Annotated in this window: 12 protein-coding genes; 3 read left to right on the forward strand and 9 right to left on the reverse strand. The window is 50.7% G+C overall.

Annotated features, from left to right (window positions below; all coding sequences use genetic code 11):
* Nucleotides 1–77: 77 nt before the first annotated feature.
* From H6750_13215 to H6750_13245, 7 genes are all read right to left on the reverse strand, one after another.
* Nucleotides 78–1,376, reverse strand: coding sequence for a YfdX family protein (locus H6750_13215; protein ID MCB9775263.1), 1,299 nt, complete (start codon nucleotides 1,374–1,376; stop codon nucleotides 78–80).
* Nucleotides 1,377–2,802: 1,426 nt separating this feature from the next.
* Nucleotides 2,803–4,218: a Trk family potassium uptake protein gene (locus tag H6750_13220; GenBank protein MCB9775264.1), complete on the reverse strand. Its 1,416-nt coding sequence runs from the start codon at nucleotides 4,216–4,218 to the stop codon at nucleotides 2,803–2,805.
* Nucleotides 4,219–4,439: 221 nt separating this feature from the next.
* On the reverse strand, nucleotides 4,440–4,799 hold the full coding sequence (locus tag H6750_13225) for a response regulator (GenBank protein MCB9775265.1): 360 nt from the start codon (nucleotides 4,797–4,799) through the stop codon (nucleotides 4,440–4,442).
* 551 nt (nucleotides 4,800–5,350) lie between these two features.
* Nucleotides 5,351–7,339, reverse strand: a complete 1,989-nt coding sequence (locus H6750_13230; protein ID MCB9775266.1) for an alpha-1,4-glucan--maltose-1-phosphate maltosyltransferase — start codon at nucleotides 7,337–7,339, stop codon at nucleotides 5,351–5,353.
* Nucleotides 7,340–7,480: 141 nt separating this feature from the next.
* Nucleotides 7,481–10,813, reverse strand: a complete 3,333-nt coding sequence (treS, locus tag H6750_13235) for a maltose alpha-D-glucosyltransferase (protein MCB9775267.1) — start codon at nucleotides 10,811–10,813, stop codon at nucleotides 7,481–7,483.
* Between the two features lie 184 nt (nucleotides 10,814–10,997).
* Nucleotides 10,998–11,861 carry a mechanosensitive ion channel family protein gene (locus H6750_13240; GenBank protein ID MCB9775268.1) on the reverse strand — a complete coding sequence of 288 codons (864 nt, stop codon included), beginning with the start codon at nucleotides 11,859–11,861 and terminating at the stop codon, nucleotides 10,998–11,000.
* A gap of 272 nt (nucleotides 11,862–12,133) precedes the next feature.
* Nucleotides 12,134–12,556, reverse strand: a complete 423-nt coding sequence (locus H6750_13245) for a DUF4398 domain-containing protein (GenBank protein ID MCB9775269.1) — start codon at nucleotides 12,554–12,556, stop codon at nucleotides 12,134–12,136.
* Nucleotides 12,557–13,093: 537 nt separating this feature from the next.
* On the opposite strand from H6750_13245, the gene H6750_13250 reads away from it, so the two are divergent.
* Together H6750_13250 and H6750_13255 are read left to right on the forward strand one after the other, a co-directional pair.
* Nucleotides 13,094–13,513, forward strand: a complete 420-nt coding sequence (locus H6750_13250; protein ID MCB9775270.1) for a DUF1499 domain-containing protein — start codon at nucleotides 13,094–13,096, stop codon at nucleotides 13,511–13,513.
* Nucleotides 13,514–13,875: 362 nt separating this feature from the next.
* Nucleotides 13,876–14,508, forward strand: coding sequence for a DUF3015 family protein (locus H6750_13255; protein MCB9775271.1), 633 nt, complete (start codon nucleotides 13,876–13,878; stop codon nucleotides 14,506–14,508).
* Between the two features lie 958 nt (nucleotides 14,509–15,466).
* Here the strand turns inward: H6750_13255 and H6750_13260 are convergent.
* Complete coding sequence (locus tag H6750_13260; GenBank protein MCB9775272.1) at nucleotides 15,467–15,826, reverse strand: type II toxin-antitoxin system VapC family toxin; 360 nt, start codon at nucleotides 15,824–15,826, stop codon at nucleotides 15,467–15,469.
* 8 nt (nucleotides 15,827–15,834) lie between these two features.
* Entirely contained in the window at nucleotides 15,835–16,044 is a 210-nt protein-coding gene (locus H6750_13265; GenBank protein ID MCB9775273.1) for an AbrB/MazE/SpoVT family DNA-binding domain-containing protein, read from the reverse strand.
* Between the two features lie 247 nt (nucleotides 16,045–16,291).
* Here H6750_13265 and H6750_13270 point away from each other — a divergent pair, with 247 nt between their 5' ends.
* Nucleotides 16,292–17,032, forward strand: coding sequence for a TSUP family transporter (locus H6750_13270; GenBank protein ID MCB9775274.1), 741 nt, complete (start codon nucleotides 16,292–16,294; stop codon nucleotides 17,030–17,032).
* Nucleotides 17,033–17,380: the final 348 nt, after the last annotated feature.

Consider the following 17,380-nt stretch of genomic DNA (forward strand, 5'->3'; position numbering starts at 1 on the left):
CAAGTGCTCCGTGATTTTCCTTTATCTTCTTCGCTCTGCATGTGACCGCGTAGGGAGTTTCCGTGATGAGCATGGTTTTACCAGGACAATTCCTGGAGAAGCTGTTGCACATCAGTCTTCACTTTCGCGTACCGAATCATGTTGGAGTGTTGGTCATTCATGAGTTCCTTGTGGATGAGGTCGCTTTCTTGTTCGATGGCTTGAATATTCCCCTTTAACCAGCCATCGGCCAACTTCTCAGCTGACATCAGATGCATCTGTGCCTTTTCAATGGCCGTCCGGGCTTTATGGTCTTCATGGGTCATGAGTTCGAAAATTTCGGTATAGGTCAAATAAAAATTTGCCTCCGTCAGGTCTGTTGTAAGTTGCCTAACGCGTTGGAGAGGCAGGGTAGTCGTGTTGTGGTTTCGGAAGGCTTGCCCATTGTCTCCCGTTTGGGTGTGTTTATCTGCTGTTGGTGCTGTGGTTTTTTGCCAGAGGCCTTGTAAAACGGGTGTTACCGCTATTCCTTTCTGCTCGTCTTTTTCAGTCAGGGTTGCGACCATTCCTGTCAATGCTGTTTTCTTTTCTGGGACCTTCTCCTCCCGCGCCTGTACATGACGTGTTAACCAGACCTCCGCCTGCTTTAGGGAATTTTTCTCAGAATGAACATTCGGGGGCGGGTATGTTTCCATGCCTGGCCAAAAGTTTTTCCTGGCCTGGGCCATTGAAATCACATCCACGCGTAAGGATTTAAACTCAGCTCCCGCTTCGGCGTTCCCAAGAACGGCATCCGCTTGTTGCATGTTGTTGTGCGCCATCAACTTCTGGGCCCGGGCGATGTGATGTTCGGTGGCCGTTAACGGAAGGGCCCCTTCCGTATCGATCAGGGCATTGTTCAGAGCCTCTAGATGGATTTCCGCAGACGCTCGATCTTTGTTGTTCAGACTTTTGTATGCGGAATGAAGATGGGCCTTTGCTTCTACCATCGGCACAAAAAACTCAAGATTTGTAAGCCTCAGATTAATGGGAATAAGGTCCAAGGCGATTTCTTCGCTGGATTCAGAGCCCCAATTTTTCATCACCTCCCAGAGTTGATCCTTGACCCGCGTCGTGGGACCTGCAAATTTGATGAGGTCAATCAAGGTCCGTGCATGCTGGAGGGCGTTTGTGGCCTGGTCGAAGGTTTTGTGGTGGAGCGATTCGCGGGCCCGGCCAATAGCGCACAGCACTTTCGCAGCAGTCGAGGGACGCATTGTGGCTGGTTGAAGACAAAGAATTTTGTCTTCGGTGTGATCGATGTCCTTCCGTGTATGGCCATCCCATGCCCAGGTCGGACTCAAGAGCGAGGTCAGCAATACACCAATGAGAATGAATTCATAAAATAGATATTTCATAATTCACCTTCTTCGAAAATGAAGGGTTCTCTTGAACCTCTGGATGAAGCCTTTCTGGCTGGGGAATTCTATCTACCTCATATTTGGCATCGCGATGTACCATAATTTCTCTGTATGCATAATAGAATTTCAATATGGACTATGTGGGAATCATTCAAGTTTGTGCCGATTATTTATTTAAAATTTGGCCCATTTGGAGAGGCACCATTGCCTATTCATTCTTGAACCCTTATCCCCCGACAACGCACGGGGACCGCATTTCTTCCGGGTATTCAATGGCTTGACGGACTGTGCCCGATCTTCTGGCTCCGGCATACCCATCCTCCACTTCATTCTCAGAGTTGGCGACGGTAAGACGATAGGAAATCCGCCTTCCTGCATGGACAAGACCTTGGTTTGTTTGGGCAGGTTCACTCAAGCCTCAGCACGCCTTTTCAAGGCGACTCCGAGGATAAGGGTGAGCGTATTTGCCGCCATACCTGCATGGGTTCTATTCATCGTCGTACCCTCCTGTTATAAAAATGAGATTGGAGTAATGGCCGCTCTTTTTTCTTGGTTTGTTTCTCATGATCAACTGAATCTCGCATAAGACATGCCAAAAAATAATATCCTCCCTCATCTTGCAGCTATCCTCTGAAAAGCGACGAAATACAAGGAAACCTGGTTGGCTATGCACAGGTAACACGTCTTTGGCCCTCCTGTATGGGAGGACGGTCACGGAAAAATTAAATTAAACAAATCAAAAGAAAACAAAATATTTTCTCTAAATTTGAAGCAATGAGAAAACTATGAAACCCTTCACGGCGTGAAGACATTTGCAAGGAAAATTTCTCATCGGGAAGCCCATGAGACTTTATGGGATGCGCGAAAATGCACTTGAAGAACGGAGCGAATTTGCTCAATGAGATCATTTCAATCTTGTTTGACGAAAACCGGATGCATGGGAACGATTACTTGAGAGGTGATCGTGCGAAAGACAAAACGTGATGAATGGTGCAGGGAGAGTTCGCTTTTTTATTGTGGATTCCGACTTGGCGGACATGTCTATAGAGGGGATTGAGCAAGGGAGGTGAGAGAGATGGCGAAAACACATTGAACAAGAAAATTCATATTGCGGCAGTCAACATGACATGACGGACGGTTTCGGCGAATTATTGTGAGGCCTGAGAGTCCGTTACAGTGGCAGTGAGACCTTTAAAGTAATTTATCGGAAAAGGATCGGTCTTTCCGCGTGCACCAAAGTTCTCGAAGAACACCCATGTTCATGAGAGCTATCCCATCATGCATCGGAGTTCTTGAGATGAACGGGAGAGGATGAATGTGTTGCTATTCACCCGAAGGACAGGCTGACTACACTGGGGTAGGGTGGAAGGCCCCGCATGACATCTTCCCGGTCAATTGGTCAGGTCTTGCCATACGTCTCAATTTAACCTATTGCAACTTTGGCTTGAGGAAAACGGTAAAGCATGCGGACGGGTGGAGTGAGGGAGACGAGACCAACCAGGAGAGGTCCGAATCTTCCCAGGAACATGCTGCATAGAATAATGATCTTTCCGAAATCAGTGAGTATCGCGGAGAGACTGAGGACGCCTCCGTTTCCGACGGAAAACCCAACCGTTCCCAATGCGGAGGCCACTTCAAACATGAGAGCCAAAAAAGGCTTATTTTCAATTAAGGCGAGAAAAAAGGTTAACGTAGTGACTGCTCCAATGGCCAGAAACATGATTGCCAGAGCTTGCAAAACGAGATGGAGAGGCATCCTGCGGTAGTGAAACTCCACATCCAGTCGTTTACGAAAGACGGCCCAGACTGATAGACACACAATGCCGAATGTGGTGGTTTTAATCCCTCCAGCCGTTCCTCCCGGTGATCCGCCAATGATCATCAGCAAAATCAACATATACAATGTGCTGGGTCGGAGGAGGCTCAGGTCCAGCGTATTGAATCCTGCTGTTCGAGCGGCTCCCGAGTGAAAGGCGGCGACCATGGCTCCCGCTGCAGGAGTTTGCGAGCCAAGCGTGGCCTGACTATGCATTTCCAACAGATAAAATCCTATTGTTCCAACCACCCATAAGCTTACCGAAACGAGTAAAGCCAGCCTTGTATGGGTTTGAATGCGATATCGTTCCTTTCGGTAATAACTCAGCAGGTCCCGGAAGACAATAAACCCGATGCCGCCCAGAACGAAAAGGAGGCTAATGGAAACATTCACAAGGACATCGTCACGATAAGGGATCAGATTTTGAGAAAACGTTGAAAATCCCGCATTATTAAAAGCGGATATGGCGTGAAAAATACCATGCCAGCAGGCTTCTGATACGGGCATTTCCTGGGAAAATCGCACGGCGAGTATGGATGCACCCACGCCTTCAATGGTAAAGGTGATGATCAAAATGGTTTTGACAAAACGAATTGATCCGGCTAAGTCCAATGAACTGAGCGCCTCCGCCACCATCATGCGGTTGCGTAGTCCGATGCGTTGTCCCACAGCGATGAGAATGACGGTCGCGAGCATCGCGTACCCTAACCCGCCCAACTGGATGAGTGTCAAAATGACAATCTGTCCGAATAAGGTGAAATCTTTTTCCGTATCCGCCACAATCAGGCCGGTCACCGTTACGGCCGACGTTGCCGTAAAGAGGGCGTCGAGGAAGCTTAATGACTTACCTGGGGTGGTGGCCCATGGGGTCTTCAGTAGAAACGTTCCGATAGTGATCAAAGCAAGGCCGCCTAATGTGACGAGTTGGCCGGCTGATAGTTGTCCGTGGGGAGAAAATCGACCGATCGTGGTGGTTGGGTACCACGAGCCTGGACGAGTCAGAAGTGGTAATGAAGGCAGCATGCAGGCTAAGAAACGAATTCTCCTACCTTCTCACCTGGGCAGATCCGAAACACCCTCGAAATTCAAAGCCGCTGAGCGGAGGCAATCGGGTGAGAAGGCTTCCTCAACACTCTTCTTCATGGCAGTCTCCTTTCGAGGGAAAACAAAGGAAGGACCGCAATGATGGGGCATCTGTTTGCCAACCGTGTTTGAGAAAAACTTTTCCGGTTGGGCGGTCGGCATCAGGCCGCTTGAGTGGACAATCCTTGTTCAAGAAGTTGGACCCGTTCCCCGTGGTGATAAGGCTTGGCCAGGATCGCAAAGGCCCCTGCACGCATGACCTGGTGCTGGAGCTGATCTGACCAACTCGCCGTGATGAGTATAAACGGGATTTTTCGATTCATGGGGGCCTGTCGAAGGACGTGAAGCCGTTGCAGCCCATTCATTTCCGGCATCATATAGTCGGAAAGGATCAGACGAATGGATGGGTGTTGCTGAATAAGAGACAAGGCTTCTCTCCCATTTGCCGCTTCCAGACAGGTATACCCATTTATTTCAAGTCTACGTTTCAGTAGCCAGCGGAGGTCAGATTGATCCTCCACCAGGATTATGGTTTGGTTCCTGGGCAGGATCTGAGAGGAGACCGATGAGTTCGGTGCTCCTAAATCTCTCCAAGGTGTAATTGCCATTTGCATGAAAATAAAAACAAATGCAAGTAACATTCCATCAATATACCTCGAAGGCGGCTTCGGGAGACTAGGAGGCACTCCTAATTGCTGGATATTTAAAGGTATATTCAGAAATGTCAAAAACGGAAGCTGGGAGTGAATGTGACCGCCTTCAAAAGGAAAGAAACGTTGTCTCAAAAGGAGACAAACTGTCTTTTCTGTTGCTTGGATTTTTTCTCCTGAGACGGACTCATCCCGAGGAGTTGGGTTTTTTTGTTTCGCATTATCCTTGAAGATGAGTCGCGGGGATCGACCTGAAGTGCGGCACATAGGCGTTTGTGCCTAAATTTCTCGGTTATGGGGGAGAGAAGGTGCTTGTCGGGCATTGCGCACATGAAGGTTCTGTCAAAGTTCAGGCCCCTGCCAAGAATTGGCAGGGGCCGATTTTTCATTGTGGGGGAAAAACGCTTGCGGATCGTTCTCTGTCACATGAAATAGTCAAAGTCGCTTTCACGACGAGTCCGGCGGCGGAGTGCGAAAATCGCGGCTGGTTCGTCGTTAGGGTCCAAGCGAATGGTGTAGTCACCCCCCACGACTTGATGGCGATAATCTTGAATGAGTTCATGGAGTTGATAGGTGTCCTGTTCACCAATGCCGCATGCTTCAATCGGAATTCGCAGACGTGCCTCGTGGATGGTATAAGGATCCATATTGACGGCGAACAGAAGAATGTCGCTCTTGTCGGCGTTCATTTTTCCATAGAAAAGAATGTGGTCGTTGTCGGATTGGTAGAATTGCAGATTGGTGAAGGTGTGGAGGGCAGGGTGATCCCGTCGGATCTGGTTGATGCGGGTGATATAGTCACGGATGTTTCCCGGACGATCCCAATCCCAGTGCCGGATTTCATATTTTTCCGAATCCTGATATTCCTCGGTTCCCGGAATCGCCTTATTTTCGCAGAGTTCATAGCTATTGTAGATCCCATAAGTCGGGGAGAGCGTGGCGGCCAGCACGAGCCGGAATTTAAAGGCCGGCCGACCTCCCTGTTGGAGAATTTCCGGCAGGATGTCCGGAGTATTCGCGAAAAAGTTCGGCCGGAAATATTCTTGCATTTGAGTCCGGGTTAATTCGGTCAAGTACTCGGTCATTTCTCCTTTGGAATTTCGCCACGTAAAATACGTGTAGGACTGGGTATAGCCGGCTTTCGCCAGGACCCGCATCATTTTAGGTCGGGTGAAGGCTTCTGCCAGAAACAGGACATCGGGATGCTCCAACTGGATTTCCCGAATGAGCCATTCCCAAAAGATCACGGGTTTGGTGTGGGGATTATCCACTCGGAAAATTTTGACTCCATGTTCAATCCAAAAGAGAAGGACCCGCTTCATTTCCTGCCAGATGTCTTGCCAGGCTTGGGAATAGAAATCAAAGCCATAAATGTCTTCATATTTTTTGGGAGGGTTTTCGGCGTATTTAATCGTCCCGTCAGGGCGTTGTTTGAACCATTCCGGATGTTGTGTGACATAGGGATGGTCCGGAGTGGCATTGATGGCAAAATCGATGGCGACTTCCATTCCATGGTCTCTGACGGCTTGTTGGAAATGGTCAAAATCGTTCATCGTGCCGAGAGCCGGCTCGACGGCATCGTGTCCCCCATGCCGACTGCCGATGGCCCAGGGACTGCCCGGATCCCCAGGCTTGGCCTTTAAACTGTTGTTGCGGCCCTTACGGTTGGTCTCTCCGATGGGATGAATAGGGGTGAGATAAAGGATATCGAATCCCATATCCCGGATGGCTGGAAGGCGTTGTTCACAATCTTTAAATGTTCCTCCTTTTCCCGGCACGGTTCCTTCTGAACGGGGAAAGATTTCATACCAGGCGCCATACCGGGCACGCTCCCGGTCGACAATCACTTCCAATTCCTTCTCATAGGTTGACCAGGCAGCCCGTTGTTCGTGTCGGTCGACGAGCGTGGCAACAATCGGATCCAGGGCGATGGCGATCCGGGCTTCCTGGTCGGAAGCCGACTTCCACTTTTCCAACCAGAGTTTCAGCTCGGACTTATCCGGACCTTTCGCCCTGGTCATCGCCTCTTTGACTTGTGCTTCCCCCTCCAATAATTCACTGGAAAGGTCGGGAAGCACCCCATGTTTCTTGGTCAGTTCAATTCTCCAGGTTTCAAAGCTCCTGACATAGGCTCCCACGGAGTACAGATATCGGGTATTTTCTGCAAGGAGAAACGAACCAGCCCATCGGTCATTATCGACATGATGCATGGGGGTTTCCGACCATTCCTTCTGCCCCAGCAATTTGTAACGAAGCACGGCCCCGATGGTGTCGTGTCCTTCCTTGAACACGTCGGCTGTGACGTCCAGGTTCTCCCCGACGATCCGTTTGACCGGATAGCGTCCCCCATCCAGTTCAGGCTCGATATGTTCAATGATCAGGGTTTGTAACGATTTGGGAATTGTAGACATGACGCACTCCTTCGTGTGTGGCTCTTCAAATATTTCTGCAGATAACGATTGGCCATGGTTCCCCGTTAAGAAGGCCTGATAGGTCTGGACGATCGCCATGAGTCGGCCGGGCTCCCGGATCAAGGCTCGATTTGCGAAACATCAGTCCACTTCTAAAATTTGGAGAATGCCATCCAGGGGGATACGCACCCAATTGGGGCGGTTATTGAGTTCATAGCCGAGTTCATAGATCGCTTTTTGAAGTAAATATCCATTCAGCAAAATTTGGATGTCCTCCGATGACGGGGGCAGAATGTCCCGGACTTCTTTGACGGACAGGTACGCCTTGAGGTAGCTGACGCTGACCCATATTTGCCAATAGCGGGCCCAGGGTTCGAGTAGGGAAAAGTCTTCCGGTCGAACGCCCTCGACCAATCCAATAGAGGAGGCCTGCGCCGCGTAATGAAAGGATCGCAACATGCCCGCGACGTCGCGCAAGGGGGATTCCTTGAGTCGTCTGACATTCAACGGCCTGGCCGGTTCGCCTTCAAAATCGATGATGATGAAATCTTTTCCGGTATAGAGCACCTGCCCGAGATGATAGTCGCCATGGCACCGGATGCGGGTGCAGGTGAGTTTCCGGTCCCGTATGGTTAACAGACGTTTGCGTAAACGGCCTTCTCCTTCCAATACGTGTTTCGCAATGGATTGCACCGGATCCTGAAGCCCTTTGACCTGAGTGCGAAGAAGCGGAAAGTTCATGTTAACCGTTCCCAGCATGCTCTGATACAGACCCCTTCGGTAAAAATCCGTGAACGGTTCAGGTTTAAACTCCGGATCTTCGGAATCGGACGCGAGTGCGGCGTGCAGTTCTCCGGTTCGAAGGCCCAACAACCGGGCTTCTTCCAGATAGGGGCCAATCCATTCGCGGGCGCCGGTCGGAATCTCCTCGTCGACCAGGGCCATCAGCGATTTCTGAGGAATTGACGAAGCGGTGATGGCTGTGGGATGGGTGAGCGCTTCTTCCAGATATCGACTGAGTTCATCCAACGTATATTTCCAGGCGTCGCCTTCGTTTTGAATAAATTTCTGTAAGATGCCAAATGTCAGGAGGTCGCCATTGTCCCGTTGATATTCAATGGATCCTGCCAGTGGGGCAATGTGCGGAAACCCTTTATTGGTTAAAAACCGTCCGATTTCAAAGTCAGGATTCACGCCGACTTCGGCCCGGCGGTAGAGTTTTAAAATGAAGTCATGTCCAAACAAGACCGAGGAGTTGCTTTGTTCACCCTTTAACAGGGTTGGTTCAAGCGCGGGGACCTCTTTCAGAAGCTGTCGTCGAAAGATTCTTGTGGCTTGAGTCACCAAATTGCCCGCCGGACCATTAAACCGGCGGTTTCGGGAAATGCTCTCCGCCAGCATTTTTTGAAATTCCCGATCCCACATGGCATCGATAAGCAAGCCTTCCTGTTCACCGTCTTTTATTTTGACGCGCACGCGTGCAAGGGCTGCCGGAGAATCCACCAGGGGGGCCATGCGATCGGCCGGGAGATACTGCAAGGGTAAGAGGTACATCTCCGGTTCACCCTCGGTGTATTCCACGCGGATGAGCGTGAGGACAGCCAAAGGATCTTCCTGTGGCAGAGGGATCGTTTCCGTGATTTCCACAAATTGCATGGTGCGGGCTTTGCCGCCAAACCACCGCCGGCTTTGCAGGTATTGGGGTAATATATTTTCCAGTTTGACCTTTTCCCGTTTCTGGATGAGGTTGTCCCAATCTTTAGAGATCGTGATGGTGGGTAGGCCCTGGTCCGTCTTTCCCTGAGACTCGAGTTGTTTAGATTCAACCGGTTCAAGGGAAAACCAGTAAAAGGCGTGCCCGCTCAGCGTGAGGAGATACGGCAAATCGCCAATGGCCGGAAATTTACTCCGTCCGAACAGGGTCAGGGGACGCCGGCCTTTAAATTCAGCGAGATCAAGCTCAACCCATTGGGCATGCCGGGATAAGTTCACAGCCACCAGAATGGTTTCGTCCTGATACCGCCGGAGGAAGACCAGGACTTTCCGATTGGATGGATGCAGGAATTCAATGGATCCTCGTCCAAAGACCTTATAGCGTTTTCGCAAGGAGACGATGCGTTTCATCCACCAGAGGGGGGACTGGGCATTATTTTGTTGGAGTTCGACGTTGACGGCTTCGTAATGATATTCAGGGTCAATGATAATGGGCAGATACAGTTTTTGCGGATTGCCATAGGAAAATCCGGCATTGCGATCCGCACTCCATTGCATGGGAGTCCGGACGCCGTTCCGGTCCCCTAAATAAAAATTATCCCCCATTCCGATTTCTTCCCCGTAATAGATGACCGGTGTGCCCGGCATTGAAAATAACAGGCTGTACATGAGTTCAATCTTTTTCCGGTCATTGCCCAGGAGCGGGGTCAAGCGCCGCCGGATTCCCAGATTGATTCTGGCCTGCTTATCATGGGCAAAGACGCGGTACATGTAATCCCGTTCTTCATCCGTGACCATTTCAAGGGTAAGTTCATCGTGATTACGTAAAAAGAGCCCCCATTGGCAGGCTTCCGGGATCGCGGGCGTCTGTTCCAAAATATCGATAATCGGAAAGCGATCTTCCATTTGCATCGACATGAACAGGCGGGGCATCAGGGGAAAATGAAAGTTCATGTGACATTCATCGCCCTTTCCGAAATAGGCGGCGGCGTCTTCCGGCCATTGATTGGCTTCCGCGAGAAAAAAACGGTTTTTAAATTTTTTATCGACGTGCGTTCGCAGCGTTTTGAGAAACGCATGCGTTTCCGGGAGGTTTTCACAATTGGTCCCTTCCCGCTCGAAGAGATAGGGCACGGCATCCAGGCGTAAGCCGTCCACGCCCAGTTCCAGCCAGAAATCCAGGACCTCAAAGATCGCCTTTTGCACCTCAGGATTGTCGTAATTCAGGTCCGGCTGATGAGAAAAAAAACGATGCCAGAAATACGCCTTGGCTACGGGGTCCCAGGTCCAATTCGAATGTTCGGTATCTTTAAAAATAATGCGGGTGTCGGAATAGAGATCGGGGTTCTCACTCCACACGTACCAGTTCCGCCATTTGCTGCCGGGTGGGGCTTTTCGCGCGCGCTGAAACCAGGGATGTTGATCCGAGGTGTGATTCACCACTAATTCAGTAATCACGCGTAATCCGCGACGATGGGCTTCCCGGACAAACGCCTGAAAGTCCCGTCGGGTTCCATAGTGCGGATGAATGTTGGTGTAGTCGGAAATGTCATAGCCATCGTCTCGAAGGGGAGACGAACAAAAGGGCAAAAGCCAAATGGCCGTCACACCAAGGTCCTGGAGATAATCGAGTTTTTGGGTAAGCCCTTTGAAATCCCCGATGCCGTCCCCATTGCTATCGCAAAACGCCCGGACATGGAGTTCATAAATAATGGCGTCTTTGTACCAGAGTGGATCATTCTCGAGTGTGTCGACAATCATGGATGAGCCTTTCCTGAATCGGGATATTCAGTTATCGTCCTCGGCCATACACGGTGTGTGCAGCTTCGTTGTGAATCGTGAACTCGGCAATGTCTGGATTGATGGCTGTTCAGCGAGGAGGCTGAACGATGAAAACGAGTATCAAGGGTTTACCATAAAAACCGGTGGAAAGGCCAATTCACTGCTAATGGGAGGAATGAGATTCCTGTATAACCAGGCGGGGAGCAAAGGAAAATTCAGCCAGAAATCTTCGAAGGATCGCTTGTTCCAGGCGTGAGGGATATTGAGTCGGGCAGGGGACGCGGAGTAATAAATTAATGCGGCCTGGCTCAGGCAACTGAATGGTGACCCGTGGTTCAACGGAGGGCGCATCCAGCCATAATTTGCCTTCAAGTTTTTTGAGATATGTCCTCGCCTCATCGATAAACGGGGCGGCCTCTTCTTCTCCGGCCTGCAGCAGGAGACGTTCGGCAGTTTTCCAATCATCATCGGTACTTAGGGGGACAGTCACAATATGAAGGCGGTATTTTTTGGTATAGGTTTCATTGGTTAAGGGGTGATCGAAAATAAAGCTGTTGGGTATGACCATGGCCCGGCCGGTATATTGGTGAGAGGTCTGGCCGGGTCCGATTTCCAACACCGTGGTGGTCAGGGCGTTGTGGTCGACCACATTTCCCCGAATGCCCCCGATTTCAATACGATCCCCCAACGAATAGGCTTTGGTCAGCACCCGGAGCCCTGATCCGCTCAAGCAGTCAATGATTTCCTTGGTGGCCAGGACAAAGGCGACAGCGACGGCAAACACGGAGACAGCAAACGTCTGGAGTTGCGGCGCCCAAATGAAAATCATCCCAAGGATAAACAGAAAGAGCAGACCATTTCTGAGGTTGACCGCCCACCGTCTCCGTGTTTCCACGGAAAGCTCGGTTGACCGGAAAAGACTGTGGTGGATCCCCATCCTGACGATCAGAATGATTAAAAAGAGAAAGAACGTACTCAGGCCATACCGGATGACCATGTCGCCGGTCGTACCTACAATTGGTTCCACGTGTATTTCCCTCTGACCATTGTGTAAATGAGATGCGTTGATATCAACGGGGGAAGCTTGAGAGTCTCAGCCATCATCCGGAATCTGACCGATTGAGAAAAAGGCGTATGGCCAGGAATTGGCAGATGAAGGAGAAAGAGGATCACAATCTCACGGTTCAGGGTAAAAACGAATGAGCACGAATCGTCACTAGACAGATCAGTTTAGAAATGACAACCAACCTTCTCAAATCATACTGTATTTGTTCTCCTAATCAAAGGGGTTGGCAGGATTCACGGTGCTTCAGGACCATTTCTCCTTTCACGGCCCTGGAAGAAGAGGCCCCCGTTGGTCAGACGAAGCTCCTCGAGGTGGCGGTGGACTGAAAGAAGGAGTGGAGAATCTCTGTCTGACTTCGAAGATTTCTGTTTTTCTTCCTGGGTCAGAGAGAGGGCTTGCTGGGCATCCGTTTGAGCCAACATGATTAATCTGGTGGCCATAGAATAATCTCGAGCCCAGAACATTTTTCTGGATTGTTCATGAAATTCTTCTTCTCCGATCGTCAGCTCACTTTCCGCTAAACTGTAGAGATCAGGTGCGAAGGTCAAGGCGCCTTCTCTCCTGGCATGTTCCACCGCTTGACGGGCTTTCTGTAATTCGTGGATCGGCGGGTCCTGACAGCCGGTCAACAGGACACTCAAGCAGAACAAGGCCATACATATTCCCGCAGGGGAACGCCTCTGAATGCTCGGCATGAATTTCCATATGGTGGGGGTCTCTTTTCGCAAAAATGGGACCTTGCTTTTGAACGTTTCCTTGGGGGAGGCCGGGAGTGATTTTCCTTGTAATCACTGGCTGACAAAGCAAATCCTACGCCAATATGGAATGATAAATAAGGGTTGGTAGATGCCGGATTTTTCAACTATTTTTCATGAAAGGGTCCCGGTGGGCCGGACAGTTTGGCTCATTGTTGGACCCTTTGTCCCGGTCCGGTTTTTGAGGGAGAAGGAACACAAGGTATAGTGGTAATCCTTCCGGGAATGACCCGCGAGGCGTTGTTTCGGTGGACCTGAGCTAGGCGGCTCAGATGGAACGTTTGATCATTCCTCTACCTTGGAGAATGTTGATGAGATGTCCGCAGATCCTTTTGCCAGAATGTTTTTCTTATTTGCAGATACCCGACCTATCCAGGAATTTTTGGTGATAAGGGACATGCACGTATGACGAAATCCATTTTTCAGAAAAAGGTGCTGATGTCGCTCCTCCTCATAGGCATCTTCTCCCATGGCGCAACAGGAGGAGAATTGCCGGTACAGGATCATCGACTCGCCCCGTGCCCCGACAGTCCAAATTGCGTATCCACTCTTAGTGATTCGGAAACCCATGCGATCGCACCGTTTCGTTATAACAAGACGATGGCTGAGGCCAAAGCGGTATTGAAACACATCATCGGTGAAATGAGTCGCACCGAGTTGGTTCAAGAAGAGGAGGGCTATCTTCATTACGAAGTCAGAAGTTTCCTGTTTCGCTTTGTGGATGATGTTGAGCTGCTGTTTGATGAGGACACGAAGACCATTCATTTCCGGTCGGCATCCCGGGTGGGCTATTCCGATTTTGGAGTGAATCGGAGTCGGATGGAAGAAGTTCGAAGAATGGTGGAGGGTAAGCTCTAAGTTTTGGCTAATGCAGGCGAGATCGGGTGTGGGAACAGGACATGGTTTGAAATAGTCAGCAAAATCATCTTTTCTTGAGGTTCTTCACGACCGGGTTTTCCTTATCTGCTTCCCCATCCTCTCTTCGATTCAGTGGAGCTAAACATCCAGGCGCCCCCATGACCTCAGGTGTCTATGGTTGAGTCCCTTTCAATCTATTTTGCGAAAGGTGTGCTGACAAACCATGATCAACGAGCGAGTCAAGCATACAAAATACCGTCTTTTCAGGGCGAACTTGGGGAGGGAATGGGAGCAGGGTGATTGGCTATACTTTTTAATAATTCATCTATTCATTCATTTTCCTAATCAAGGGGGAATAGGGCATGAGTAACTATTTTGGTCACCTCTATCGTTTTCTTATAAGGCTGTGGATAGCACCGGCAATCGGCCACTATCTCTTGCCCGTCACTGTTGCAGAAGGGGACATCAGTGAAAGCCAGAAGCAGCAGCATCCCTTCCAGGCATTCCAGGGCCTGTGTATCGCCATGGTCATGGGCGGGTTTCTCACGGGATGTATAACCGATGCCACGGTGGATTTGACCAAAGCCCCGTTTGATGCCTCCACCGAGCTGACTGACGCCTCGACAGAATCGATTACCAGATTGACCGATGGAACCAGCCAAGCGACAACCGACCTCACCGAGCCCACCAGAGAATTTCTCTCCAGCACGACCCCCGGAGCGTGGTTCAATGCCGATGGCATGCTTAATCCTGACCATAAAAAGATCGCGTTTGTGGTCGTCAACTTCGATAATTTGCAAGAGGATATGGCCAGAGGATCCGGAGAATACCTGGTCTCTCTTTCTAAGTTAATGGGCGTCCCTCCGGACTCTCGAGACAGTTTCCTGCAATCCGCGCAACGCCAACATGCCTATATTTTTGATGAGAGCCCATCCCGTCCGGAATCGTTTAGACGCCTGATCAAAACGTTACGCGTGACGTCATCCTACTCGTAGGGAAGGAAGATCATATCTAGAGGGCCTAGAAAGGCTGAGCGTGTCTCCGCATGGTCTTGAACACGGCGGTATCGTTTTCGTCTGATTCTCGTTTTCATTTCGCACAAAGGGGTAGGACATACCATTCGACGTTCATTATCCGGACCACTCCGTCACTTCTGAAGTCCGCTCTCTGTTATAAAAATTCCTAATGGTACATCCGCTTTGGTTCGACGCCTGCCGGCTGGCTTCAAGGAGGGACGTTCTTCTCAGCCAGCGGGCCTTGTTTGAGCCCTTCGAACACTCAGGACAAGCCTGGCGAGTTGGTCCGCTCTTCCCATTTGGGCTCCCCTGGCCTGGTGGCATGACCGAGCAGTGCAACCGGCACCGGAGAATAGGTGGGCAGTGTGTGAGCGCAGCGAGTTTGCCCACCGCCGGTGTCGGTGAACCGCGGAGGGCACCCGGAGGGTCATGCCACGGCCAACATGGTTTTGGGTCCTTTTGCCGAAACAAAAGGACCTCGTCGTACGGGGGCGAAACCCCGGAATCGATCTTCTTCACTCCACATTCCTACAGTCCAAGCTTTTTCCTGGAAGTCCCTAAACTGTTCGTCTCCTAAGGATCCGACGCCTGCCGGCTGGCCCCCAAGGAGGGACGCTCTTCGCATCTTGCGGGCCTTGTGTGAGCCCTGCGAGTTGGTCCGCTCTTCAAAATGTTCGCGTCCCTCCTCTTCAATAAGGCCAGACGGGGCGTCAGTGGTTTTGGGTCCTTTTGCCGAAACAAAAGGACCTCGTCGTTCGGGGGCGAAACCCCGGCCTCTAAAAATCAAGTCCCACAAGAACCCGCAGAGAACAGTGAATCATTCTGAACAATCAGGACTGTGGGAAGGGGTCTGGGAGTATGGGTGAATGCAAAAACTGCTCTTCGCTTTGTTTTGGCAGGATCAATCTGCTCCGAGACGAATCCCGGCACTGTGTTCCTACTTGACGTAGATGACTCCAGGTAAGTCCTTCAGGTCCGCGTCGCCCGTAACCACTTGCGCGTCCTGATCTTTCGCGGTGGCGTAGATGATGGCATCGGCCATGGCCAAGCCGTGCATTAAGCTTAAATCCGCCGCCAAATAGGCGATAGATTCCGTGAGCTGAACGACATGGCTCGCACTGAGTTGTCCCGAAAGCAATAATGCCGTCTCTTCTCCCTTTTCCCGTTTGATTTTTTTGTACACTTCATAGAGGACGATGGTTGGGATAATGCGGTCATGCCGGGAGGTAAAATAGGTCGCATAACGTTCGGCGAGTGGGCCTTCGGTGAAGAACTCAATCCATCCGCTGGAATCCATCAGGATTTTCACAGCCGGTCCTGCTTTTCACGAAGGCCTGTCTTGGACATTCCCTTGAGTGATCCCTTGAGATTTTTGAGTGGTACTTCCGGCACCAGGGTAATGACTCCTCCTTTTTCTACCACCTGTAAACGTTGTTGAGGACTCAGGTGAAGCTTTTCCCGTACTTCCTTGGGAATCACAATTTGGAATTTTGGTGAAATCGTGGTTGTGGCCATCCAATTGCCTCCTTACGAAGTGATGATCGATCATGCTATCGTCATACCGCCAGTCAGTCAAGGGTTGATTCTGGCCCTGGAGGGCCGAACCCCCGCATCTCAATAGAAATTTTACAGCACTAAGGCCGTTGATTCGTGAACTGGCTTCAGCGGCGAGCGAGAAGGCAGGGAACGCCCTTGGCCTGTCTGCCGTAGCCTTGGCGAAGGCTGGCGGCTTTTTTCAGGAAACGCACGATCCATGACGAACATCCTCTTTGACTTCACGATCACTCAGCTACTCCTCGTGGGAGTCCTGTTTATCTGGACAGGGTTTGTACGCAGCGGGCTTGGGTTCGGTGGTGCGGCGCTCGGACTACCACTCATGCTGTTTCTCTATGACCAACCACTCTTTTGGTTGCCGGTCATCGGATCGCATCTCCTGTTTTTTTCGGCTCTGACCTTACATACCGGTATTCACGATGTGGATTGGCCCTATTTGCGGCACGCCACGCTGTTTGTCATCCCCACGACCTTGATTGGTGTGTTCGGCCTGATTACGTTGCCGACTGAGTGGCTGCTCATCTTTATTTATGCCATCTCACTCGCGTATGGATTGATGTGGCTCTTGAATCTTTCCATCAATAGCAAGAAGAGTTGGAGCGACAGGCTGTTGCTTGCGCTTGGTGGGTATGTGGCGGGAACGTCACTGACCGGTGGACCACTGATGGTTGCGGTCACCATGAAAAATGTCGCGACCAATCAACTCCGTAACACGTTGTACGTTCTCTGGTTTACCATCGTCACGATTAAAATGAGTACCTTCGTGATACTCGGAGTCGAGCTGCATCTGCTCACCGCCCTTACGCTCCTTCCCATCGCAGCCATCGGCCATGTGATCGGACTCAAATTTCATGATGCGATTTTGAAAAACGATCAGTGGTTCAAGCAGGTCATAGGAGGCATGCTTGTCCTCATCAGCGGATTGGGATTAATGAACAATCTGGCCTAAGACAGCCTGCTCATGGGTGACCCCCCAGGAGCATTATCTAGGGGTTCAACAAAGTGGGGCGACCAAACTCGCGATGCCTGGCCTGAGGCATGCCGAAGGGCTCAAACTTTTCCCCCAGAAGAACCCGCAGAGAAAAGTTAACTATTCTAAATTTTGCGGAAGGTTGGAAGGGAGTTGGGAGTAGGTGTGAATGCAAGGCCGGAACTCAAGTATGAACATTTCGTCTGTATTCCGACGCCTGCCGGCTGGCCCCAAGGAGGGACGCTCTTCTCCGCTAGCGGACCCTGTTTGAGCCCTTCGACAAAGCCCAGGGCAGGCTCTGCGAGTTGGGCCGCCTTCTTCAGAGTT

The organism is Nitrospiraceae bacterium, from assembly GCA_020632595.1.
In the GTDB taxonomy this organism is placed as follows: Bacteria; Nitrospirota; Nitrospiria; order Nitrospirales; family UBA8639; genus Nitrospira_E.